This is a genomic window from Leptolyngbya sp. DQ-M1, assembly GCF_039962505.1.
Classification (GTDB): Bacteria; Cyanobacteriota; Cyanobacteriia; order Leptolyngbyales; family Leptolyngbyaceae; genus Leptolyngbya.
The window spans coordinates 612,817-635,206 of the sequence record NZ_JAMPLJ010000002.1; the positions used below are offsets into that span (position 1 = coordinate 612,817).

Genomic DNA, 22,390 nt, shown 5'->3' on the forward strand with positions numbered 1-22,390 from the left:
CATTGTTTCTTTATCAAGGCTCTCGATGATGCAAATTCTTGCAGTGATTCCGGCTCGATACAGTTCCCAACGCCTTCCTGGAAAAGTATTGCTCAAAATTGGCGATCGACCCATGGTGCAATGGGTCTATGAAGCAGCGATTCAGTGCCCGGCTTTCTCAAAAGTGGTGGTTGCAACCGATAACGAAGCAGTTGCCGATTGTGTTCGGGGCTTTGGAGGGACAGTTGAAATGACATCGAATCAACACGAAACCGGAACTGACCGAGTTGCGGAAGTGGCAAGCCGCTATCCTGAGATGGATGTCGTAGTGAATGTGCAAGGCGATCAGCCCTTTGTCACCGCTGAAATGCTATTAAAGCTTGTGCAGCCTTATCTACAGGGCGAAACGCCAGAAATGACCACTTTGGCGACTCCGCTCGATTACGAAGCGGGATATCACGATCCGAATGTGGTGAAAGTCTTGTGCGATCGCCATCAATACGCTTTATATTTTTCGCGATCGCCGATTCCTTATTTTCGCAATCGAGGCGAGGTTCCGGTACACCATCATCTGGGACTGTATGCGTTTCGACGAGATTTTCTCGCGGATTATGCTCGACTCGAACCGACTCCCTTTGAGCAATGTGAAGCACTTGAACAACTGCGGGTGTTAGAACATGGCTTTCGGATTCGAGTCTGTCTGTCTGAGCGAATGACGCTCGAAGTGAATACAGCTGAGGATTTGACGGCGGCAAAGGATTTGGTGATGAATTCATCGCTGACTGCTTAAGCAAATTTGCGGAACGAGCAGCAAGCCCGGTTTCGCCTACCGATTAATTGTCTCTCGGTGATTGCTCCAGAGATTTTTCAAGCAGTTCGAGGAGCGGCAGTGGTCAATCAGCAATTAAACTCTATAAAACAGTCCAGCATTCAGCAAGTCGTTGTGCAATACAATCTATGTCGAGGGAATGCGATTTCTTAAACGGGAAATTGCTTGGACTGAGGTGAAACAAAATCAGCCACTTCCTTGCCAAAAGCGCACTCAGTTTTGTCGATCGAGGACTCTATTTTGTCCAATTTCCTAAACGATAAAAAAGTTCAGTCATCTTTCTTAAATCCATCATGAATCTAGCAACGATCGGTTCAAACCTCACCATTGGCGAAGGGCATCCACTGACTTTAATTGGCGGTCCTTGCGTGATTGAATCAGAAGATTTCACGCTGAAGATGGCAGATGAAATTAAGCAAGTGTGCGATCGCTTATCCATTCCGTTTATTTTCAAATCTTCGTTTGATAAGGCGAACCGCACTTCGATCAACTCGTTCCGGGGACACGCGATCGACGATGGCTTAGAAATTCTGCGAAAGGTCAAAGAAAAGATTGGTGTTCCGGTGCTGACTGATATTCACGAGAGCAGTCAAGCAGCAGTTGCGGCTGAGGTTGTAGATGTGCTGCAAATTCCAGCATTTCTCTGTCGTCAAACGGATTTATTAATTGCTGCCGCAGAAACAGGACGGGTTGTGAACGTGAAAAAAGGACAGTTCCTCGCACCTTGGGACATGAAAAACGTGGTGCGTAAGCTGGAAATCAGCGGCGCGCGAAACATTTTGTTAACCGAGCGGGGCACTAGCTTTGGATACAATGCGTTGGTTGTAGATTTTCGATCGCTGCCCCAGATGCGAGAATTCGGGTATCCGATCGTGTTTGATGCGACTCATAGTGTGCAAATGCCGGGTGGACAAGGCGATAAATCCGGTGGGCAGCGTCATTTTGTTCCGACTTTAGCGAGAGCCGCAGCCGCAGTGGGGATTGACGCGCTGTTTATGGAAATTCACGAAGACCCGGACAATGCACCGAGCGACGGTCCAAACATGATTCCACTCTCGCAATTAGAATCTGTGTTAAAACCAATTCTGCAAATTCGAGCAGCAGTATCAGGATCATGACAATCATTGCTCAGGCTGAATTTGAAGCGCGACTCGCTCAGGTGCAGTTGCTTGCGCTAGATGTCGATGGCGTTCTCACGGATGGAGGACTCTACTACACCGAAACAGGCGAAGAACTGAAAAAGTTCAATGTCAAAGATGGGTTAGGCATTCAGCGAGCGATGGGTTGCGGTGTTCAAGTTGCGATTTTTTCGGCGGGTTCTTCTTCAGCAACCCTACATCGTGCCAAGCGTTTAGGAATTAAGCACATTTATCTTCGTGTTCCAGACAAGTTAGCTGCAATCAAACAGTTGTGTGAAACATTAGCGATACCGCTCGATCGCGTTGCTTACATGGGCGATGATCTGGTGGATATTCCTGCTATGCAAACTGTGGGAGTTCCAATCACGGTCGCCGATGCCATGCCAGAGAATCAAGCGGTTGCGGTCTACATCACCCAAAAATCAGGGGGGCAAGGCGCAGTCCGCGAAATTTGTGACTTGATTGCAAAACAACATTCATCTACCGATCATGCACGTTCTTCATATCAATCAATCTGATATTTTTGGTGGAGCCGCGATCGCAGGGTATCGTTTGCATCAAGGACTGTTGCAGCAGGGAATTGATTCGCGCTTGCTGGTGGGTCGAGTCAAAACACAGAGCGATCGTGTGGCTCAAGCTCCGCGCGAGTCCTGGCTTGATCAAAAGCTCAAGCGAGTTACGGAAAAAGCTGGTTTGAACTATATTGCACAGCTTTCAACCTTTAAAGTGCAGCAACACCCGTTTTATCAAGCGGCTGAAGTCCTGAATTTTCATAACTTACATACTAGCTATTTTAATTATCTTGCAGTTCCCGCCCTGGTTCGTCATAAGCCTGCGGTTTTAACGCTGCATGATATGTGGTCGATGACTGGACATTGTGCCTATAGCTACGGGTGCGATCGCTGGAAAATCGGGTGTGGTCAGTGTCCTGATTTACACAGCTATCCCTCCGTGCGCCGGGATAGTACCCGCTGGGAATGGAAGCTGAAAAACTGGGTATATCAACATACAGAGTTGTCAATCGTTGCTCCGAGTCAGTGGCTAGTGAATGTAGCAAAAACAAGCCTACTCAACCAATTCCCGATCCACTACATTCCGTATGGAATTGATACGGAAACCTATCAACCCGAAGATCGCAGTCGCGCTCGTGCTGCGTTGAGAATTGAGAGCGATCGCAAAGTCTTGTTGTTTGTGTCTCAAACCCTGGAAGATACGCGTAAAGGCGGAGATTTATTGTTAAAAGCGATTCAGGATTTACCTGAATCGCTGAAATCTGAGGTTCTTCTACTTACCATGGGCGAAAGCCAAATTGCTCAAGATACCTTTGGGATCAAAACCTTGAACTTAGGGTATGTAAGTGAAGATCGAACCAAAGTGACTGCATTCTCTGCCGCTGACTTGTTTGTGTTTCCGACTCGTGCTGATAACTTGCCGCTGGTACTTCAAGAAAGCTTAGCTTGTGGGACTCCAATGGTGTCTTTTCGTGTGGGTGGAGTGCCTGATTTAGTTCGTCCTGGAGTGACGGGATATCTAGCAGAACCGGAAGATGCAGCCGATTTGAGTCGCGGAATGGTTCAGCTTTTAGAAAACGATGAGTTGCGCGATCGCATGCGTCAGAACTGTCGGGAGGTCGCTGTGCAGGAATACGAGATCGGGCTTCAAGCTCAGCGATATTTAATGCTTTATCAACAATTGGTGCAGGCAAAAAACAGCCTGAGAAAACATGACCAATAAAAAAAAAGATGCGTTATCACTTTGAAGCAGTGCGATCAAATTCAGATTCTAAACATTCTTGAATTGCCCGCTTGCCTCACTCAATATTCAACTCATTAATCTTTACGATTTAATCACTGTGATTACGATTATTACTCCGGTCTACAACGGCGATCGCTTCATCGAAAGCTGTCTGCAAGCCGTGATTCAGCAGAACTGCTCAGAAGTCGAACATTTGATCGTAGACGGTGGCTCTAGCGATCGCACGATCGAAATAGTCCAGCGCTATGCTCAACAGTATTCACAGATTCGCTGGATCTCCGAGAAAGATCGGGGACAGTCCGATGCGATGAATAAGGGCGTTACTTTAGCAAAAGGCGAGATTATTGGATTTCTCAATGTGGATGACTACTACGAGCCTAATGTTCTCAACCGAGTTCTAGAACTCTTTCAGTCCCTTCCTCAGCCGAGTTTTGTAGTCGGAAATTGCAACGTTTGGAATGATGCAGGTGAATTAAAAAAATACAATCGTCCTGCTAAATTACGGTTAACGGATCTGCTGCTGGGTGCAGAAGTGAACCCTCATCCGATCAATCCATCTGCTTACTTTTACCACACTGCTCTACACGACGCGATCGGACTCTACAAAGTCGATGAACATTTTGCGCTGGATTTAGACTTCATCTTGAGAGCCGTACAAGTCGCTCATGTAAAGCATATTGATGAAACTTGGGGAAATTATCGCGAAATCGAGGGAACAAAAACAATCTTAGATTGGCGATCGGGCGAAGGGGCTAAGCGGGCACAAGCATTACTGAGAACCTACCGCAAACAGCTTCCACCGCATTTGCAAATTCAAGTGGTGATGCTTTATTTTCTGCTGAATTCTCCCCGACAGACGGTGAAATGGATGAAGAAAGGAATTGGTAGAACAGTGCGATCGCTGCCCAAGGTCTTACAAACATGAAAATTGGTTATTTACACATTGGCGCATTGCAGCACGGCATTCGTCGTTATGGACGTTTACTTGCCGCAGAAGCTCAGAGTCGATCACAGCTTCAAGTGATCGAAGCGGAAGTAAATTTAACCGGAGACCGACAGCACGATCGCACCAGTCTCATTCATGCAGCTCAAACGCTTGCTCAGGCAGATGTCGTTCACTTTCAATACAATCGTGCAATCTGGCGGGATCACTGGAGTCAGCTCAGCTATCTTGATGCGTTTCTCAATCACTGCTCTCGTCCTTTGGTTGTGACGCTGCACGACATTTTCTACCCACCCTCTAGCGCCACGCTGACCCAACGATATTTCTCCCATCCTGGTACAGTCCGCTTCTCTGATTTAGCAAAAGCAGTCCTGCGCGATCGTGTCGCGCCGCATATTTTAGCCTTACAGAAAGTAATTGCTCGATCGCGAGTTGCGATCGTCTGTACTCAAGAAGAAGCGCAACGGCTTAGCGATCGCATCGATCGAGCAAAACTTAGCATTATTCCTCATTTTGTTGAATCGCGGCACCTCCAGAACGATCGAGCAGAAGCGCGCAGGATATTAGGATTAGAGCCGTTCACGGTGATTACACTGCTGGGATTTATCTATAGCGGCAAAGGACATTCACTCCTGATTCGAGCTTTGCCAAAGCTTCCAGAGACGGTCAAAGTTATCTTTGCCGGGGGAGTGAGCGTGGGACATGAAGCGTATTATCAAGAGTTGCTGGCACTTGCAGAGCAAGTAGGAGTTCGCGATCGTCTGCGAGTGACAGGCTACTTGTCCGAAGCAGAATTAGAACAATATCTGCTCTCAACCGACCTTGCCGTTTGCCCCTTTAGGCAAACTTCGGCATCAGGATCACTTTCGACCTGGATTTCTGTAGAGCGTCCAATTCTTGCTTCAAACATTCCCCAAGTCGAGGAATACAACCGGTTACAGCCCCATGCAATTGCGACATTTGAACCTTATACGAGTGACGCGATCGTAGATGCCTTAAACCATCTCATTCCCAGCTGTTCACCCGAACCAGACCCAAATGTTTCCCGCCTGCGTCATCACCTGTCGATGCCCAAAATTTTCGATCAGCATCTGAGCCATTATCAAGCCGCCTATGAATCTCAGTCCTACTCGTCCGCTAAAATTGCCTAAACAGACCCCCCCTGTACCTACCAATGCTGTACTGATTGATCCTTTTTATCCGTTGGATGTGAATGGGCATGGCGGTTCCCGGCGTACAGTGCAGGTGATTGAGCTTTTACAGAAAGCGGACATTGAACTTTCGCATCTAGAGCGAAAGATTTTGCGAACTCAGCGCGATCGCTATTTGACGGGGATCAGTTCTGTGTTGAATCCCAACACACTACGATTCATTGTTCAAAATCAGCTTCAGATTCGTTCTTCTTTGCAGTCACTCGCATTTTGCGGCTTTCAACGTCAGGTTTACCACGACGAATTGAGCCATCATCAAGGCAGCAAGCTGCTGCTCTGGGAAACGACAAAAAACTATGTTGCGCCTTATGTTGCCAAAGCGATCGGATATCGCGTGATTGCATTGCCGCACAATATCGAAGCGCTGATTCCCCGAAATGACTGCTGTGAAACACTAGAAACCGAGATTGCATCTTTAGGCAAAGCCGATGCGGTCTTTTGCATTGCTCGCGAAGAAGAATGGCTATTAAAAGCCAAAGGCGTAAATGCGTTTTATTTACCTTACTATCCACCCGACCCAATCCTCAAAGACCTGGCAACCGTGCGTCAAGCCAGATTAACCACCCAGAAACAACGATTTCTCATTCTAGGAACCGCCAACAACACGCCGACGCTGCTTGGAATGATCGAACAGATCGAATGGTTAAAGCAAATTCAATCCACGATCGAGTTTGAGGTTGACTTTGAGGTTGACATTGTAGGATATGGCACTGAACAACTCAGCCGTTACTGCGATCTTCCGGGCTTCACGGTTCATGGTGCTGTCGAAACCAAAACGCTGAACCAATTCTTGCAGTCGGCAAAAGCGGTTTTAGTTCATCAAAAAGCAGGAGTCGGCGCACTCACTCGCATTCCAGAGATGATCATGGCGGGAATTCCGGTGATTGCCAGCAGTAATGCTTGTCGAAGTGCGTTTGAATATGCTGGAGTCTATTGTTATGAAGATTGGCGAGAGCTTGCAGAATGGTTGAGCCGTGATTTAGCCATGCCAGAAGTCCTACCGCGTCCAATTTCCGCCGAGCAGCGATTGATTGAATGGGTGTTACAACTGGCGCAGGCTGAGTAGAAGAAATTCTGCTTTGTTTACCAAAGTCTCCGGTTGAAGCGATCGAGTCTCTGAAGGGTACAAAAGGCAACAACCCAGAATACTCTATGAGAATTTGCCATGTTATCTATATTCCAAGATTTTCAGGGGCGGAAATCTTAGTGCGGAGTCTTGCGATCGCGCATCAAGCCTTGGGGCATCAAGTTGCGGTGATGGCACTCATGCCGCCGCAGCCTTCGTTTTTGAGCGAACTTGCCCAAATGCAGGCAGCTCAGGTTTCGCTGTTTCTCCCTGAACAAGAACTCAGCAAAAGGGAGCGAATCACATTCCTAGTCCAGCATTTGAAGCAGTTTAAGCCAGATGTCGTCGTTGCTCATGCAGTGATCCCCAGTTTATATGCGCGAATTGCGGTGAGGTTGGCAGCGCTTCATCATACTTCGACCCTGAGCGTGTTACACGATGCCTCTCAAGACGACTACGCATCGCCTTATTTCCGCGCCCTTGAACGCTGGTTCGTGCCCGCGCCTGACGCGATCGTCGCTGTCTCGCAAACAGGAGCAGAGAACTACTGCAACCGCATTAATTCGATCGCGAAGCCTGTCGTGATTCCTAACGGAATTAATTTAAGCGCAATCAAGCAAGCGGCGACTCAGCGAGACAGAGTCAGGCAGACCATTTTTGCCGTGCAGCCAGAGGAGGTTGTGTTTTTGCAGGTGGGGCGGTTTAGCTCGACCAAACAGCAGCATCTTTCGTTACAAGCCTTTGCTCAGGCACAACAGCAAGCGCCTTTTTCGGGAAAGCTGTGCTTTGTGGGAAGTTCCGAAGATCAGCCTTACGAACAACACCTGAGACAACTCGCACAGCAATTTAACATTGAAGATCAACTCCTCATTCTAGGGTCTCGTTCAGATGTTCCTGACCTACTATCTGGCGCAGATGTGTTCCTGATGCCTTCAAAAATCGAGGCGCACTCGCTTGCGTTTATTGAAGCACTCTCTAGCGGCATCGCGATCGTCGCGTCTGACATTCCCTCTTTGCAGTATGGCAAAGCCTTTCCGGGCGTGAAGCTTATTTGTCCTGAGCTGATCAATGAGTTCACTCGTGCGATCGTTGAGACTGTCCGTAGTGGTGTCAAGGTTCGCTGGCAGCGAGATTTGAGTGCATATTCAGTGGAACAAACCTCCAAAGCTTATCTAGAGCTTTTTGGCAGATTGAGCGCGATCGCAAGTTGAGGCGAGATAACCAGACGTGAACGTAGTATTGCAGCACATCATCGCCGTTGAGGACTCAAACTATGCTGTCTCAGTGTGATCTATCCGTTTCAACCCAATCGAGTAGCGATCGTACCTTTTTGCTGTTTGATCTCTCACCGCGAGGACATCACCCAGTTTATTTTAAGCATTTGGTAAAAGACTGGTCTCAGCAGCAGCGACCCGGATGTTTGCACTTGGTCGTTTCTCCGGCGTTGGTCAAGAACCATCCTGACTTAATCGCATTTAGCACAGAATCAACGCTGAGTCGTATTCGATTTAGTTCGATCACTGAAGCAGAATACGAAACCTATCTTCGCGCTCGATCGCTCGTCGCCAAGTCTTTTATCGAGTGGAAGCTATTTTGTCGTTATGCCAAACGGCTCAACCCGACTCAGGCGCTTTTGATGTATCTTGATAGCCTGCAGTTGCCTTTAGCTTTTGGAGAACGATCGCCCTGCCCCGTGTCGGGAATTTACTTTCGTCCTAGTTTTCATTACCATCAGTTCTCGGCACATCCTCTTTCTGCAAAAGAGCAGTGGAGACAATGGCGGCAAAAAGCCGTACTTGCCCGGATTCTCCGGCGGTCGCAGTTCAAAACGCTGTTTTGTCTCGATCGCTTTGCAGTGCCAGAAATTCAGCAGTTGACTCAAAAGCCAATCTTGCCGCTAGCTGATCCGGTTGAAGTTCCTGCTTGTCAGCCTGCTGAAGTGGAAGCCTTGCGCCGGAAACTTCAGATTCTGCCGGATCGACATCTCTTTTTGCTGTTTGGTGAACTGAGTGGTCGTAAAGGAGTTTATCAGGTGCTACAGGCTCTAAAACAACTGCCGATCGAGACGCAAAGCCAGCTTTGTCTCGTGCTTGCGGGGTCAGTGAACGAGCGCGATCCAGAGATTCGGACTGAAATTGAGCAGCTCAAGCAGATCACTCAGGCTCAGATTGTGTTATGCGATCGCTATATCAAAGGTGCAGAAGTGCAACAATTCTTCGAGCTTGCAGATACCGTGCTGGCGCTGTATCAAAAGCATGTAGGAATGAGTTCGATTTTGGTTCATGCTGCTGCTGCTCATAAACCTGTTCTCTCCACGAACTATGGATTGATGGGAGCAATGACACAGCAGAATCAACTGGGACAGACCGTTGATTCTGAAAATCCAGCCGCGATCGCGAAAGCCCTGCAAGCCGCGATCTCGCAGCCGATCTTCTGCAAGTTATCAAAAATGAACCAGGTGGTGGATGAAAATCGTGCTGATCAATTTGTCAGTGCTTTGATGTCTGATTTTTTTGTAGAGGTGCAGCCATGAATGAGCTTTCATTCAAAGCAAAATTGATTGCAATTCTGTTAGCTTGTTATGTTCATGGCTTAACTTTCTACTTTTCGGTGAGTGGGCTAGTAGGCGCTCGTACAACGCTCTTGACTGCAATCTTTCAGGTCACTTTGGTTACGATCCCGTTTGTGCTAATTGTGCTAACCCGCGCACCCCGACAGCGATTGTTTCGCGTTAGCTTCGTCGAACTCTTTTATCTGGCGTTTGTTGCAATGTTCTTAGTGGACTATATGACAATCAAGGATAAATCTACTTTCCCAGAAAATCTCCTCATCTATTTTGGTGTGTACTGGACTGCCTTGTGTTTGATGAGAAGCCTAACGTTTGCACAGTTTCGACTGTTGTGCCCCGCTTCTAGTGCGATCGCGGTTTTCACCTCGCTGATTTTGCTGGTTCAAGTGCTGACTGGAGGTGCTCAATGGGCGGACAACGGTGGACGGTTAGTTGCAGGCACATCCAGTAATCCAATCTTAGTTGCGTATACGGGCGCTTATGCGTTTCTATCTTGCCTAGTGATGTGGCTAACGGGTCGGTATGCTGGCAATCCCTTGTTATTAGTTCTGATGGTTCCAGGTTTTTTGGTGTCTTCTTTTGCAGGAACACGTAGCGCTACACTTTCCGTTCTGGTGAGTGCAGCATTTGTTGTGATCTATACGGTCAATCTGTTGATGTCTTCTAACAAAAGTGCTGTGAGAGCGATTTCTAACTTTCTTTTGTATTCTGGGGTTGGGCTAGCCAGCTTGCTTATGTTATCACCGCTCTCAGCCGCGACCAGTTCGAGCAACGCTGAAATTTCCCCGGTCGAGCGTGCGCTTACCAATGGCTTTCAGAGAATTGACATTTTATTTAAGCTAATTACGGGTAGCGGCGGTGGAGATAGGTCTATTCAGGGACGAGAAGCCATGTACAGCGGTGTTTCAAGCTTGTTCTTTAGAAGCCCGATTTGGGGTCATGGTCTCTACAGTTACGGAAGCGTCCATAATGCCTTTATGCAGGTTGCGATCGAGTTTGGCATTTTCGGAATTATTACGTTTGTGTTGCCGTTTCTCTACTTGGCATTCCGCGTGATGCAGATTGCTTTATCTCCGGCGAAGCAGTGTGCAGATGCTCGCCAATCTCCCTCCCAGTTTGTTAAAAGCGACTATGCCATGATGACCTGCTTTACAGTTGTCTTTTTGTTCCAATCCATTTGTCTATTTAGCTTTCACGGAGATCCGTATCGAAACTACCTGCCGATCGCTTCGGTCGGGTTAATGATTGCCTTTCTAAGATTCAGTCGGCGAGAGACTCAAGCCGCTTCTCAGTCGCAGAACTTTCCACCTCTTCTCTAAACTATGACGAGTGTTGCGCTCCTGTTTACAAACTATGGGCCTTATCATTTTGCTCGATCGAATGCAGCTCATCAGCGATTCGAGCAGATAGGGTGGCAACTCCACGCGATCGAGCTTGCTCGCGCTGATCAGGACTATGCTTGGAAAGCAGCCGTTGAACAGTCTGATTGCCCGTTTATCACAGTGATTCGGGATCAACCGTTGCAGGCGATAACACCCAACCGATTATTTCAATCTGTTTACAACGTTCTATCCCAAATCAATCCTGATGTCGTGGCGATCGCAGGCTACTTTCAAACGGGCATGTTATCAGCACTATGTTGGAGCCGTTGGCATCGCAAGCCTGCAATTCTGTTATCTGCTTCTAAAGAAGATGATGCTGCGCGACACGGACTGAAAGAGCAGGCAAAACGGTTGTTGGTGAATCAGTATCAATCGGCATTAGTAGGAGGACAGCCCCAAAAGCGGTATTTACTCAAGTTGGGAATGCCAACCCAGAGCGTTTTTACCGGATACAACGTAGTGGGAAATGATGCGTTTCATCCCGATCGACTGCGATCACTGCCAAATCCGATCAAGGCTCCTTTCTTTTTGTCGATCAATCGATTCCTCGAAAAGAAAAACTTACCCAATTTAATCACAGCTTATGCAGCTTATGCTGCCCAAACTTCATCGTCTTGGGATTTAGTGCTTTGTGGGGATGGTGAGCTTCGACCCCAGATCGAACAACAGATTCAGGCTTTGGGACTGAGCGATCGCGTTCATTTACCCGGATTTCTTCAGCAGGATGAATTATTGCCGTACTTTGCTCATGCTAATTGTTTTGTTCATGCAAGCCAGCAGGAGCAGTGGGGATTAGTCATTAATGAAGCAATGGCGGCAGGTCTACCTGTATTGGTCTCCAATCGCTGCGGATGCTTTGAAGATCTAGTCATTGAGGGCGTGAACGGCTGGGGATTTGATCCAGACAATGTAGAACAGATGCAGCAATTGATGAGCAAAATAAGCTCAGACCCGCAGCTTGCGGAAACCATGGGAAACGCTGCCCTAAAACACATCCAGAACTTCTCTCCTCGTTATTTTGCTCAGGGCTTACATCAAGCCGTTGAGTATGCACTAAAACGGCGATCACTATGAAAGTTTTAATCGTCATTCCTGCGGTTAGTTTGGTTTACGGTGGAACCTCTAAGCTGCTGTTTGAGCTGGCTCAGGCACTCGGCGATCGCGATCTGCACGTTGATGTTGTTACAACCAATGCCAATGGTTCGACCAATTTAGAGGTTCCACTTTGTACCTGGCAGCAAGCAGGCTCTTATCGAATCCAATATTTTCCCAGATGGGGAGTAAGCGAATATAAGTTTAGTTATCCGCTGACCGCTTGGCTGTTTCAGCATCTTAGAGACTATGATCTGGTGCATACGATTTCGCTGTTTACCTATCCGGTTGCGATCGCACACTGGCTCTGCCAGCTCTACAAAATTCCCTACATTGCCAGCCCTCACGGAATGTTAGATCCCTGGGCATTGAATTACAAAGCCTGGAAAAAGAAGGCTTATTACACGCTGATTGAACGACCCATTTTATGCAAAGCCAGTATGATTCAAGTGCTTTCCCAATCTGAAGCCAATGCCGTGCGATCGTTAGCCTTACCCACTTCATTAACAATCCTTGCCAATGGCATCCACCAGCGCGACTTTGAATCTTTGCCTGATCCGGAACTGTTTTACCAAAACTTTCCAGCCCTGCGTGGCAAAACCTTGATTCTATTTCTAGGACGAGTTGATCCGAAAAAAGGACTGGATCTCTTAGCCCCTGCTTTTGCTCAAGTTCACGCTGAATTTTCTCAAACTCATTTAGTGGTAGCTGGGCCGGATAACATTGGATTTCTGCCGACGGCTCGATCGTACTTTGCCCAAGCAGGATGTCTTGAAGCCGTCACATTCACAGGAATGCTCACGGGAACACTGAAATCCGCTGCACTTGCAGCAGCCGGTCTGTATGTTGCTCCGTCTTATTCAGAAGGTCTGAGCCTGTCGGTGCTTGAAGCGATGGCATCAGGATTGCCTTGTGTATTCACGGCTGGGTGTAACTTCCCGGAAGCCGCGATCGCGGCTTCCGCGAAAGTCGTTGAGATTGATTCAGGCGCGATCGCTCAGGCAATGAAAGAGCTACTCTTAGACCCGAATGCAGCCAAGCAAATGGGTAAACGAGCACAGCAATTTATTTTTGATCACTATACCTGGCAACAGATTGCAGCGGGCTTGAGCGAGGTTTACAGCAAGATCTTATTCGAGCACGATCGTCTTTCTTAGAGTTTCTCGATGTTAATGCAAAAAGACCTTCCACCCACCTATTTTTGATCTAGTAAGACGTATGCTAGTCTTCATTATTCCATTGAGAAGTGCCCAGTCCTCAAAGTCTTGGGAAAAAGTATCGAAGTTATTAGAGCGCACGCTTCGCTCAATCTGTCATCAGACCTCTACGGAATATCATGTCATTATTCTCTGTCACGATCGTCCAATTCTTCAAGATGACTATGCTCAAGTTGAGTTTGTAGAGGTTGATTTTCCGGCACCAAATCAAGCAAGTTCGATCGCAGAAAGACGAATCGATAAAAACCGCAAGCTTTGGACTGGAATTCATCACGCTGCGAAAAACTTCAAAGATGCACATCTGATGATTATGGATGCGGATGATTGCATTCATAAAAATCTTGCAGCATTTGTCGCTCAACATCCACAGGCAAATGGCTGGTATTTTAGCCAAGGCTATCAATATCAGGAAGGAAGCTGGTTGATTCGACACCGCAAGCGAGGATTTGAGCAGTTTTGTGGAAGCTGCAACATTGTGAAAGCTGGAATCTTACTGGATTACATCAAAGAAGTGCAATTTTCAGACATTACCCAAAGCTTTTTACTGCATACCCAGCTACCTTATCGCTTAGCCGAGCAGAATATTCCTTTGAAGTCTCTGCCTTTTCCTGGTGCAGTTTACATTACCGACCACTCGGAGAATACCTTAAACCAAGCAGAAACGATTCGGCGAGAATTCATAGGCAATCATCCCTTCAAACTGATGAGATTTTATGTTCTGAGGCTGTGTAAGCCTTTCATTTCTCAGATTCTATCAGCCCCAATTCGAGATGAGTTTAATCTTTATCGGATTGAGCCATCGGATTAGTTAAAACACAAAACCTTGGGACAATCATTCACGAGGGGATAAGACAATGCAGATAAATATCGCGATCGCTTCAGATCGAAACATGGAAGTTGGGCTACACGTTACGCTCTACACTGCTCTACAGTTTTTAGATCCGGATGCCTTCGTCAACATTCACCTGTTCAGCAAAGATTTCTCTAGTCAGGCGATCGAGCGAATTCATCAAACTCTGTCTCCTTACCGCGATCGGTATCATCTACAAACCTACGATGTCGCAACCTTAGATTTAGGAAGTGGCAAGGGATTACACTACAACAAAATGCCTTATGTAATTCTCTTGGCTGCGAATCTCGTCGAAGCGGAAAAGCTGTTGTTTTTAGATGCAGATCTCATCATTAGAACTGACTTATCTAAGCTATTTGCCTATCCCCTTGAAGACAAAATTATTGGAGCAGTGTTTGAATCTTATGTTTCAAACACTTGGAACAAAGAATACGGGCTACTCAAACAAATTGGTCTACCGGATGATGCCCCTTATTTTAATTCTGGCGTGGTCTTATTTGATGCAAAAAGATGGAAGCAGGAGCAGATGAGCCTTCGCTGCTTCAAGATTATTGATGAGTATGGAAAGCTTCTGCACAATACCGATCAGACTGTTCTGAACGCAGCAGTAGGCGGAGAGTTTCTTCTGTTGCCTCACAAGTACAATCGTCCCTTTTACCCAGGAGGATACGGAATCACAGATGACTCAGATTGTATTTGTCATCTCGTGGGTTCTCCAAAGCCCTGGGATCTGTTTGGTGAAGTCTTGCATAACAGCTATCCTGCCTTTTATCGGTACCTCAAGGAAACCGCCTTGCAGAATTATAAAAGCTATTTAACCCCTTCAATTCCTCGCCTCCAGCGAACCTTTGCGTTGTCTCGCTCCTATTATTCATTGGTGAAATGGCAAGTTAAACAACGATTCTTCACCAATTCAGCATTAGACAAAAGAGCTAACTGAGGATCACTATGCTTGTTTTTGTCATTCCACTGAAAAGTAGGGTTGCCTCAAAGTCGTGGGAAACAGTTTCTAACCTGCTTGAGCGCACGCTTCAGTCGGTCTGTAACCAAACTTCTCCCGATTTTCAGGTCATTGTCGTCTGCCACGATCGACCCAATCTACAACACAATTACCCTAAAGTTGAGTTTCTAGACGTTAATTTTACCCCACCGAGTCGGCTCACTCCTTCGAGCGGCATGGCTGATCAAGAACGAAAGCTCAGAATTGGAGCTGATCATGCAAGCACGATCGCACCTGCTTCGCATTTGATGTTTGTCGATGCGGATGATTGTGTCAGCAGCAATCTGGCTGAATTTGTCAAACAACACCAGCACTGTCATGGCTGGTTTCTGGATCAAGGCTACGAATATCAGGATGGAAACCCCAGACTAAAACATCGAAAGCAAGGGTTTTCTAAGATTTGCGGTACATCGAATATCGTCAGAGCCGATTTGATCCATCAGTACATCGAAGACTTGCAGCTACTCGAAACCCGATTTGCCGAAAAACGACTGTTTCACACTGAGATCGCGAAAGCAATGCAAGCAAGAGCAACGCCGCTGTCTCCTCTCCCTTTTCCTGGCGCGGTCTACATCACCGATAACTCAGAAAATCTTGAAAATCAATCTACACTCGTGCTTCAGCAAATCAGAAGCCAGCCTGTGAAATTGACTAAGTTTTACGCCATGAAGCTATATAAAAGGCTAGCTGCTCAACCTCTTACACACGCATTGCAGCAAGAGTTTAAGCTCTACTCGATCGCGGCGATTGGTTCTGCTCAGCGAATCACAACTGATCCACGAGTTCAACAATAGTTAGAGATTAATAGATAGTCAGAGATTTATACATTGTCGTTCCTGCTACCTCGATAAGCTATGCTGATCTTCATTATTTCACTCCGCAGCGCCAAGGTTTCAAAGTCTTGGCACCGGGTATCTAAACAATTAGAACGAACATTACGATCGGTCTGCAATCAAACATCACCAGATTTTCAGGTCGTGGTTGTCTGTCATGAGCGGCCTGTGATCCAGTATGAGCATCCTCAGATTAATTTTGTTGAGGTCGATTTTCCAACGCCAGATCCAGCCCATATGGAAAGTAAATGTGCTGACCAACATCGCAAATTTTGGGTGGGTGCCCAGTATGCGATGCAGTTTTCTAGTTCACACATCATGGCTGTTGATTCTGATGACTGTATCAGCAAGCGGCTTACAGCCTTTGTTCAGCAGAATAAAGACTGTAACGGTTGGTTTATCAATCGTGGGTATAAGTACCGCGATGGCAGTACGCTTATCCAACCCTTGAAAAATAGGTTTGAGCAGATTTGCGGTACCTGTAACATCATCAGGACAGACCTTATCTATGCTTATCTCCAAACAATGAAGTTGGACGACATTCAGGATCGGTACTTACTCCATCATAAGGACCTGCCCAACATCATGAAAAGCAGAGGATTTCCGCTTCAACCCCTGCCATTTCCAGGGGCAGTGTATGTGACTGATAATGCTGAAAATATACAAGCTGATACAGCCTCGGCTCTCAAGGGTTTGAGCGGAAGCTGGCGGGGATCAATTAAATATCGACTGTTGCTGCTTCAAGGCACGATCGCGTCACGCCCCCTCACACGATCGGTTCGACAAGAGTTTGGACTGCACCGGCTCAGCTACTAATCGTCTAACTCAGTCTTACAAGCGAATTTTATGAAAGTAACGCCGTTAATTTTGACCTACAACGAAGTCGCCAATATTGGGCGAGTGCTAGAGCGCTTGATTTGGGCAGAGCGAATTGTCGTGATTGATAGCGGGAGCACTGATGAAACCATAGAAATTCTCAAGGCTTACCCACAGGTTGAGATTTTTACCCGATCGTTTGACTCATTCGCCTCACAATGCAATTACGGCTTGTCTAAAATCCACTCTGAATGGGTGCTCTCGCTCGACGCTGATTATGTGCTAACCGATGAACTGATCACCGAGATTCAAGCCTTAGCTTTAGATAAAACCACAGATTACTACAAGGCCCGCTTCAAATACTGCGTTTTTGGCAAGCCCCTGCAAGGCACGCTGTTACCCCCTAGAACGATCCTCTATCGCCGCGATCGCGCCGTTTACCAAAACGATGGTCACGCCCATCGAGTCAAGGTGAATGGAAACCCGCAGATGCTAAGCGGATACATTTACCACGACGATCGCAAGCCACTCTCGCGCTGGCTCTGGGCACAGGATCGCTACATGGTACTGGAGGTCAAAAAACTGCTCTCTACACCCCCTAGCAAACTGAGCTTGGGCGATCGCATCCGTAAAACAAAAATTCTCGCACCCTTTGCCGTTTTGATTTACTGCTTGATCGTTAAACGTGGCATTCTCGATGGCTGGGCAGGTTGGTACTACACTCTTCAGCGCGTCTTAGCCGAAATTTTGTTATCAATTCATTTAATTCAAGCGGAGAAAGATTCATAAAATGAAAAAACCGAGTACACTGGGTCCAGGGTTCTACCAATGATTCAGAGTTTACCGTGTTATTTCGTACTCGACTGCTTCAGTGCATCGCCGCTGCTGCCGTTCTGCTCGGCTCAGGATATATTCCGACCCGACTGACCATTGCGCGTCAGCAATCTCCCTCTCCAGAGATGATTCTCATTCTGGGAGGCAGTCCAGATCGAGAGGAATACACGACACAACTCGCCCAACGCTATCCTTGGCTCAAAATCTGGGTGTCGAGTGGTTCTCCGAGTGCCGTTCGCATCTTTGAGAATGCGGGCATTCCCCGATCGCGCCTGTACTTTGACACCCGCGCCACCGATACCGTCACCAACTTTACAACCGTTGTTCCGGATCTCAAACGGCGGGGCATTCAGCACGTTTACATTGTCACCTCTGACTATCATATGCCGCGAGCAGAAGCGATCGCGACAGTTGTGTTCGGGAGCCAAGGCATTACTTTTACGCCGATTGAGGTTTCTGGTGAGCATCGCCAAGAATCAAAGATTCGAGTTTTGCGAGATGTGGGGCGCTCACTGGTGTGGTTAATCACCGGACGAACGGGAGCAAGTCTGCGTTATCGATCGTGGTTCAAATAAAGTTTTGCTGCAATCGCGCCTGGGTGCGACACAGCTAGCATTGTTCCTGTTGAACTAACCATGAAAACAAAACCCCTGCTGCTGGGACTGCTTGGGCTTGGGCTGAGCATTGGTGTCCTAGAGCTCGCACTGCGTCTGTTTCTCGGACTGGGTAACCCGCCACTGTACCAAGCGGACAGTCAAACAGGCTACCGCCTCCAGCCGAATCAAAAGCTATTTCGATTTGGCAACTCGATGGAGGTCAATCAGTATTCTCAGCGCAACGGTACAATCTCGCCAACCAAGCCACCGAACACCCGCCGGATTTTAATGCTGGGAGATTCAGTCCTGAATGGAGGTGCCCTGACCGATCAATCTCGCACCCTTACAGAGCGATTTCGCGATCGATTGGGCAATTCAACAGAAGTAATTAATGCTTCTGCTGGCTCATGGGGCATCGAAAACCGCATCGGTTACTTGCGCCTATTTGGCAGCTTTCAGAGCGATGTGATTATCTTCCAAATCGGCACCAGCGACCTGATTCAGAGAACAAGCACAGGAGGGATGGTTGGAGTCGATTCAAGCTATCCGAATCAGCGTCCTGGGTCAGCGATCTCAGAAGGGATGTCGCGATATTGGATGCGTGTGATCCGGAGATTGACAAGTCAAGCCACGATCGCGCCTGCTTATGCACAACAGGTACGCACCCCGCAAGATAAAGCGGAATGGTTTGCCCGTAACAGTCAAAGTTTTAGCCAAGCAATCCGCGCTTTAAGGAGCAATCCCGAAACGAAAAACGTTCCCATCATCGTGCTATACACCCCAAACCTGGAAGATGTTGCGCCGACTCCGCAAGCCCCCCTATACAAAGCAGAATTTCTTAACCTGCTGAAGCAGCTCCAGATTCCAGTAGTAGATGCACATCAAGCTTGGTCATCGCTACCAGAAAAGACAAAATCAAGCTACTTCAGCGATGTCATTCACCTCACCGAGTCTGGAAACCAGGCGATCGCAGACTTATTGTTTCAGCAGCTTTGTGTTCAATCCAAGTCCGATTGGTGCAAAGAACGAACAACAAAGCAATAGGTTCAGAAAAACTTTTCAAATCTAGGAGTTCCTTGAATGTCTCATATTTGGAATCGCAGGCAGTTTCTTACGCTGCTAGGGGGAAGCATCTTGCTGCCCAGTGCTTGTCAGAGAGTCGAATCTCGTCCCAATCGAAGTGCTAATTCTTTCACGATTTTCGATGCGCTGCTTTACGCTGAGAAGCCGAAGATTGGAATGACTCCGATTCGAGTCGATGATCGAGGATTTTGGAAAAACAAGGATCGATCGCGCCCCGATCGCGATGCCTGTCAGCAAAACGCCCGCACTGCTTCAAAAGACTTTTCTCACTTTGTCATCGACATCGAACACTGGAAAATGAACATCAACCAGGCTGGGAAAGACACAGTTCAAGACAATATTAAGAAGTACGTCGAAATTATTCAGTGGATGCGAGAAGCAGCACCATCGCTTAAGCTTGGCGTTTATGCGGTTCCACCTGTGCGCGACTATTGGACACCGGTGCGAAATCAGCCCGCAGGTCTTACCTCCTGGAGAGCAGTCAACCAATTTCTTAAGCCCATCGCTGAAGCCGCGGATTTTATTGTGCCCTCACTCTATACCTTTTATGCTGACATTCCCGGATGGGTGACTTATGCACGCGGAAATATTGAAGAAGCACAGCAATTTGGTAAACCTGTCTATCCTTTTCTTTGGTGTCGATACCACACTAGCAACCGTCTTCGCGGGAATCAATTCATCGAAGGTGATTTTTGGCGAACGCAGCTAGAAACCGTGCGCGATCGTGGTGCAAATGGAGTCGTGCTGTGGGATTGGTTTGGTCATGACAGTCCCAGGACAAACATTTTGGATACACGACAAGGTTGGTGGCAAGAAACGGTCAAGTTTGAAGCCACTCTCTAATTCCTCTTGCTCTGAAGTCATTGTTCTGACGTTATTGTCTTAAAATCCTGTGAGTCTGATTCATCTCAATCAATACACACCCGGAGAATATACCCCAGGCGCATCGGTCTGGAAGCAGCTTTTATGGTTCTTTCTAGGCGATCCGATCGTCAAATCTCGACTGCTTCCGATCTCCAGCCTGAAAGTATGGATACTCCGATCGTTTGGAGCATCGATCGGGCAAGGAGTCCGCATCAAACCGGGAGTACAAGTAAAATTCCCGTGGCGCTTAACCATTGGAGATCACTGTTGGATTGGCGAGGATGCTTGGTTCGATAACCTTGCGCCCATTGTTCTTGGCGATCATGTCTGTGTGTCGCAATCGGTTTATTTCTGTACTGGAAATCATGATTGGACTAAGCCAACCTTCGATCTCCGGATCGCTCCGATTTCGGTTGGATCAGGAAGTTGGTTAGCTGCACGATCGACGATCGCGCCCGGTGTCGAGATCGGAGAAGGTGCAGTGCTGAGTTTGGGGAGTGTTGCGGTGCGATCGCTTGCTCCCTGGACAATCTACGCGGGAAATCCAGCGGCTGCGATTAAACCTCGCATCCTCAAAGACCAAAGCTTGTCTTCTACAGTGTTAAACGCATGAGAGTTTCCATTATTACAGTCACCTACAACGCAGGCGCGACGATTCGAGACACGATCGAATCGGTGCTGGCTCAAGATTATCCCAACATCGAACATATCATTGTGGACGGAGCATCTAGCGATAACACCGTCGAGATTGTGCAATCGTATGGAGATCGCGTTGCGAAGTTTATTTCTGAACCCGATCGCGGCATGTATGACGGCATGAACAAAGGAATCAAGCTGGCAACGGGCGATGTGGTTGCGATTCTGAATGCCGATGATTTTTATGTCGATTCGCGGGTGATTTCGACGATCGCCGAGCAGTTTGAGCAGCATCAGGTTGATTCTGTGTTCGGAGACTTAGTGTATGTCAAGCACGACAATCCAGAGAAAGTTGTGCGCTATTACAGTTCTGCAAGCTTTCATCCGGGTAAGTTTGCATATGGTTGGATGCCTGCTCACCCGACTTTTGTGGTCAAGCGATGGGCATTCGATCGCTATGGCTATTTCAAAACAGATTATAAAATCGCCGCAGACTATGAACTGCTGATTCGGTTCTTAGCGATTCACAAACTGTCTTATCATTACCTGCCTCAAGTGCTTGTGAAGATGCGAACCGGAGGAGCTAGTACCGCCAATCTCTCAAGCAACTGGATTCTGAACCGCGAGATTGTTCGAGGATGCCTTGAGAACGGTATTCAAACCAATATGACAAAGGTGCTCTCGAAATACTTTGTCAAAGTCTTCCAACTCGTTGTACGTCCAGCATGAACTTCTTGATTACTGGAGCGACAGGCTTTGTTGGCTCAGCCCTTTGTCAGCTTTTAGAATCCTCAGAACATACCCTCTATGGTGTGATTCGTAATCCTGATGCAATCTTACCGGCATCAGTAAAGCCAATTCTGGTGTCCTCGATCGCACAACTCAGCGACCATCCAATTTTGCCCAAGATTGATGTAGTGATTCATCTGGCTGCAAGAGTGCATCAGATGAAAGATACTGCAACTGATCCACTGACTGAGTTTCGGTTAGTTAACACTGAAGCAACAAAAAATCTAGCGATCGCGGCAGCAGCAGCAGGTGTAAAGCGATTTGTCTATCTCAGTTCGATCAAAGTCAACGGCGACGGACAAGCGGAACCCTACACCGAACAGAGCCAACCGCAGCCCAACGATCCCTATGGCATCAGCAAGTGGGAAGCAGAATGTGCCTTAAAGTCGATCTCCGATGAAACGGGTTTAGAAGTGGTGATTCTCCGTCCGCCGCTTGTTTACGGTGCTGGAGTCCGAGCTAATTTTCTTAATTTAATCAAGCTTGTCGAGAAAGGCATTCCTCTGCCCTTGGGAGCCGTCCATAATCAGCGCAGCTTAGTCTATGTCGGAAACCTCGTTGATGCGATCGCCACCTGCGCTACGCACCCAAATGCGACGGGACAAACGTTTCTCATCAGTGATAACGCGGAAGTTTCAACGGCTGAATTAATTCGGAATTTAAGTATATTTCTCAATCAACCTGTCCGGTTAGTGGCAATTCCTCCCGTAATACTAACCATGCTCGCCCAGATCTTCGGCAAAACGGCAACGGTCGATCGCCTACTTGGTTCACTGACGATCGACAGTTCAAAAATTCGCCAAACCCTCGATTGGCAACCTCCCTTTAGCCTAGCTCAAGGTCTGGAACATACCGCGAGATGGTTCAAAAAGATTGATTGACTTGTCAAAGTAACAGTCGCCTTGGA

24 protein-coding genes are annotated in these 22,390 nt (G+C 47.5%); all 24 read left to right on the forward strand.

Annotated features, from left to right (window positions below; all coding sequences use genetic code 11):
* The first annotated feature begins 28 nt into the window (after window positions 1–28).
* The 24 genes from kdsB to NC981_RS08925 all read left to right on the forward strand — a co-directional run bounded on the left by kdsB (window position 29) and on the right by NC981_RS08925 (window position 22,364).
* A complete protein-coding gene (gene kdsB / locus NC981_RS08810; RefSeq protein ID WP_348242484.1) occupies window positions 29–769 on the forward strand; it encodes a 3-deoxy-manno-octulosonate cytidylyltransferase in 741 nt (246 codons plus the stop codon).
* Window positions 770–775: 6 nt separating this feature from the next.
* Window positions 776–961: a hypothetical protein gene (locus tag NC981_RS08815; RefSeq protein ID WP_348242485.1), complete on the forward strand. Its 186-nt coding sequence runs from the start codon at window positions 776–778 to the stop codon at window positions 959–961.
* Between the two features lie 140 nt (window positions 962–1,101).
* On the forward strand, window positions 1,102–1,926 hold the full coding sequence (gene kdsA / locus NC981_RS08820; RefSeq protein ID WP_348242486.1) for a 3-deoxy-8-phosphooctulonate synthase: 825 nt from the start codon (window positions 1,102–1,104) through the stop codon (window positions 1,924–1,926).
* Window positions 1,923–2,465 carry an HAD-IIIA family hydrolase gene (locus tag NC981_RS08825; RefSeq protein ID WP_190376929.1) on the forward strand — a complete coding sequence of 181 codons (543 nt, stop codon included), beginning with the start codon at window positions 1,923–1,925 and terminating at the stop codon, window positions 2,463–2,465. The genes kdsA and NC981_RS08825 overlap by 4 nt, the downstream gene beginning before the upstream one ends.
* Complete coding sequence (locus NC981_RS08830; RefSeq protein WP_348242487.1) at window positions 2,437–3,681, forward strand: glycosyltransferase family 4 protein; 1,245 nt, start codon at window positions 2,437–2,439, stop codon at window positions 3,679–3,681. The genes NC981_RS08825 and NC981_RS08830 overlap by 29 nt, the downstream gene beginning before the upstream one ends.
* Window positions 3,682–3,799: 118 nt before the next feature.
* Window positions 3,800–4,627, forward strand: a complete 828-nt coding sequence (locus tag NC981_RS08835; protein WP_348242488.1) for a glycosyltransferase family 2 protein — start codon at window positions 3,800–3,802, stop codon at window positions 4,625–4,627.
* Window positions 4,624–5,796 carry a glycosyltransferase gene (locus tag NC981_RS08840; RefSeq protein WP_348242489.1) on the forward strand — a complete coding sequence of 391 codons (1,173 nt, stop codon included), beginning with the start codon at window positions 4,624–4,626 and terminating at the stop codon, window positions 5,794–5,796. The genes NC981_RS08835 and NC981_RS08840 overlap by 4 nt, the downstream gene beginning before the upstream one ends.
* Complete coding sequence (locus NC981_RS08845) at window positions 5,759–6,922, forward strand: hypothetical protein (RefSeq protein WP_348242490.1); 1,164 nt, start codon at window positions 5,759–5,761, stop codon at window positions 6,920–6,922. The genes NC981_RS08840 and NC981_RS08845 overlap by 38 nt, the downstream gene beginning before the upstream one ends.
* 86 nt (window positions 6,923–7,008) lie before the next feature.
* Window positions 7,009–8,133, forward strand: coding sequence for a glycosyltransferase family 4 protein (locus NC981_RS08850; protein ID WP_348242491.1), 1,125 nt, complete (start codon window positions 7,009–7,011; stop codon window positions 8,131–8,133).
* 62 nt (window positions 8,134–8,195) lie between these two features.
* Window positions 8,196–9,455, forward strand: a complete 1,260-nt coding sequence (locus tag NC981_RS08855; RefSeq protein ID WP_348242492.1) for a glycosyltransferase — start codon at window positions 8,196–8,198, stop codon at window positions 9,453–9,455.
* The gene (locus NC981_RS08860; RefSeq protein WP_348242493.1) at window positions 9,452–10,810 is read left to right on the forward strand and encodes an O-antigen ligase family protein; all 1,359 of its coding nucleotides are present in this window, start codon (window positions 9,452–9,454) and stop codon (window positions 10,808–10,810) included. The genes NC981_RS08855 and NC981_RS08860 overlap by 4 nt, the downstream gene beginning before the upstream one ends.
* Window positions 10,811–10,813: 3 nt before the next feature.
* On the forward strand, window positions 10,814–11,947 hold the full coding sequence (locus tag NC981_RS08865) for a glycosyltransferase family 4 protein (protein ID WP_348242494.1): 1,134 nt from the start codon (window positions 10,814–10,816) through the stop codon (window positions 11,945–11,947).
* The gene (locus tag NC981_RS08870; protein WP_348242495.1) at window positions 11,944–13,122 is read left to right on the forward strand and encodes a glycosyltransferase; all 1,179 of its coding nucleotides are present in this window, start codon (window positions 11,944–11,946) and stop codon (window positions 13,120–13,122) included. Before NC981_RS08865 ends, NC981_RS08870 begins: the two co-directional genes overlap by 4 nt.
* A gap of 61 nt (window positions 13,123–13,183) precedes the next feature.
* Window positions 13,184–13,990 (forward strand): glycosyltransferase family A protein, encoded by an 807-nt coding sequence (locus NC981_RS08875; RefSeq protein WP_348242496.1) that lies wholly within the window; start codon window positions 13,184–13,186, stop codon window positions 13,988–13,990.
* 46 nt (window positions 13,991–14,036) lie between these two features.
* Window positions 14,037–14,972 carry a glycosyltransferase gene (locus NC981_RS08880; protein ID WP_348242497.1) on the forward strand — a complete coding sequence of 312 codons (936 nt, stop codon included), beginning with the start codon at window positions 14,037–14,039 and terminating at the stop codon, window positions 14,970–14,972.
* 8 nt (window positions 14,973–14,980) lie between these two features.
* Window positions 14,981–15,826 carry a glycosyltransferase family A protein gene (locus NC981_RS08885; RefSeq protein ID WP_348242498.1) on the forward strand — a complete coding sequence of 282 codons (846 nt, stop codon included), beginning with the start codon at window positions 14,981–14,983 and terminating at the stop codon, window positions 15,824–15,826.
* A gap of 60 nt (window positions 15,827–15,886) precedes the next feature.
* Window positions 15,887–16,681 carry a glycosyltransferase family A protein gene (locus NC981_RS08890; RefSeq protein ID WP_348242499.1) on the forward strand — a complete coding sequence of 265 codons (795 nt, stop codon included), beginning with the start codon at window positions 15,887–15,889 and terminating at the stop codon, window positions 16,679–16,681.
* Between the two features lie 30 nt (window positions 16,682–16,711).
* The gene (locus NC981_RS08895) at window positions 16,712–17,470 is read left to right on the forward strand and encodes a glycosyltransferase family 2 protein (protein WP_348242500.1); all 759 of its coding nucleotides are present in this window, start codon (window positions 16,712–16,714) and stop codon (window positions 17,468–17,470) included.
* Window positions 17,471–17,526: 56 nt separating this feature from the next.
* Window positions 17,527–18,090 carry a YdcF family protein gene (locus tag NC981_RS08900; RefSeq protein ID WP_348242501.1) on the forward strand — a complete coding sequence of 188 codons (564 nt, stop codon included), beginning with the start codon at window positions 17,527–17,529 and terminating at the stop codon, window positions 18,088–18,090.
* A 60-nt stretch (window positions 18,091–18,150) separates the two neighbouring features.
* Complete coding sequence (locus tag NC981_RS08905; RefSeq protein WP_348242502.1) at window positions 18,151–19,155, forward strand: SGNH/GDSL hydrolase family protein; 1,005 nt, start codon at window positions 18,151–18,153, stop codon at window positions 19,153–19,155.
* A 36-nt stretch (window positions 19,156–19,191) separates the two neighbouring features.
* The gene (locus NC981_RS08910; protein WP_348242503.1) at window positions 19,192–20,037 is read left to right on the forward strand and encodes a hypothetical protein; all 846 of its coding nucleotides are present in this window, start codon (window positions 19,192–19,194) and stop codon (window positions 20,035–20,037) included.
* A gap of 58 nt (window positions 20,038–20,095) precedes the next feature.
* Complete coding sequence (locus NC981_RS08915; RefSeq protein WP_348242656.1) at window positions 20,096–20,671, forward strand: WcaF family extracellular polysaccharide biosynthesis acetyltransferase; 576 nt, start codon at window positions 20,096–20,098, stop codon at window positions 20,669–20,671.
* Window positions 20,668–21,423, forward strand: coding sequence for a glycosyltransferase family 2 protein (locus NC981_RS08920; RefSeq protein WP_348242504.1), 756 nt, complete (start codon window positions 20,668–20,670; stop codon window positions 21,421–21,423). The genes NC981_RS08915 and NC981_RS08920 overlap by 4 nt, the downstream gene beginning before the upstream one ends.
* Window positions 21,420–22,364: an SDR family oxidoreductase gene (locus tag NC981_RS08925; RefSeq protein WP_348242505.1), complete on the forward strand. Its 945-nt coding sequence runs from the start codon at window positions 21,420–21,422 to the stop codon at window positions 22,362–22,364. Before NC981_RS08920 ends, NC981_RS08925 begins: the two co-directional genes overlap by 4 nt.
* Window positions 22,365–22,390 lie beyond the last annotated feature (26 nt).

Bases quoted from the DNA above. Each gene is read 5' to 3' on its own strand.
- kdsB (WP_348242484.1), top strand. From the start codon at position 29: ATGCAAATTCTTGCAGTGATTCCGGCTCGATACAGTTCCCAACGCCTT.
- kdsA (WP_348242486.1), top strand. From the start codon at position 1,102: ATGAATCTAGCAACGATCGGTTCAAACCTCACCATTGGCGAAGGGCAT.
- NC981_RS08825 (WP_190376929.1), top strand. From the start codon at position 1,923: ATGACAATCATTGCTCAGGCTGAATTTGAAGCGCGACTCGCTCAGGTG.
- NC981_RS08830 (WP_348242487.1), top strand. From the start codon at position 2,437: ATGCACGTTCTTCATATCAATCAATCTGATATTTTTGGTGGAGCCGCG.
- NC981_RS08840 (WP_348242489.1), top strand. From the start codon at position 4,624: ATGAAAATTGGTTATTTACACATTGGCGCATTGCAGCACGGCATTCGT.
- NC981_RS08845 (WP_348242490.1), top strand. From the start codon at position 5,759: ATGAATCTCAGTCCTACTCGTCCGCTAAAATTGCCTAAACAGACCCCC.
- NC981_RS08850 (WP_348242491.1), top strand. From the start codon at position 7,009: ATGAGAATTTGCCATGTTATCTATATTCCAAGATTTTCAGGGGCGGAA.
- NC981_RS08855 (WP_348242492.1), top strand. From the start codon at position 8,196: ATGCTGTCTCAGTGTGATCTATCCGTTTCAACCCAATCGAGTAGCGAT.
- NC981_RS08860 (WP_348242493.1), top strand. From the start codon at position 9,452: ATGAATGAGCTTTCATTCAAAGCAAAATTGATTGCAATTCTGTTAGCT.
- NC981_RS08865 (WP_348242494.1), top strand. From the start codon at position 10,814: ATGACGAGTGTTGCGCTCCTGTTTACAAACTATGGGCCTTATCATTTT.
- NC981_RS08870 (WP_348242495.1), top strand. From the start codon at position 11,944: ATGAAAGTTTTAATCGTCATTCCTGCGGTTAGTTTGGTTTACGGTGGA.
- NC981_RS08875 (WP_348242496.1), top strand. From the start codon at position 13,184: ATGCTAGTCTTCATTATTCCATTGAGAAGTGCCCAGTCCTCAAAGTCT.
- NC981_RS08880 (WP_348242497.1), top strand. From the start codon at position 14,037: ATGCAGATAAATATCGCGATCGCTTCAGATCGAAACATGGAAGTTGGG.
- NC981_RS08885 (WP_348242498.1), top strand. From the start codon at position 14,981: ATGCTTGTTTTTGTCATTCCACTGAAAAGTAGGGTTGCCTCAAAGTCG.
- NC981_RS08890 (WP_348242499.1), top strand. From the start codon at position 15,887: ATGCTGATCTTCATTATTTCACTCCGCAGCGCCAAGGTTTCAAAGTCT.
- NC981_RS08895 (WP_348242500.1), top strand. From the start codon at position 16,712: ATGAAAGTAACGCCGTTAATTTTGACCTACAACGAAGTCGCCAATATT.
- NC981_RS08905 (WP_348242502.1), top strand. From the start codon at position 18,151: ATGAAAACAAAACCCCTGCTGCTGGGACTGCTTGGGCTTGGGCTGAGC.
- NC981_RS08910 (WP_348242503.1), top strand. From the start codon at position 19,192: ATGTCTCATATTTGGAATCGCAGGCAGTTTCTTACGCTGCTAGGGGGA.
- NC981_RS08920 (WP_348242504.1), top strand. From the start codon at position 20,668: ATGAGAGTTTCCATTATTACAGTCACCTACAACGCAGGCGCGACGATT.
- NC981_RS08925 (WP_348242505.1), top strand. From the start codon at position 21,420: ATGAACTTCTTGATTACTGGAGCGACAGGCTTTGTTGGCTCAGCCCTT.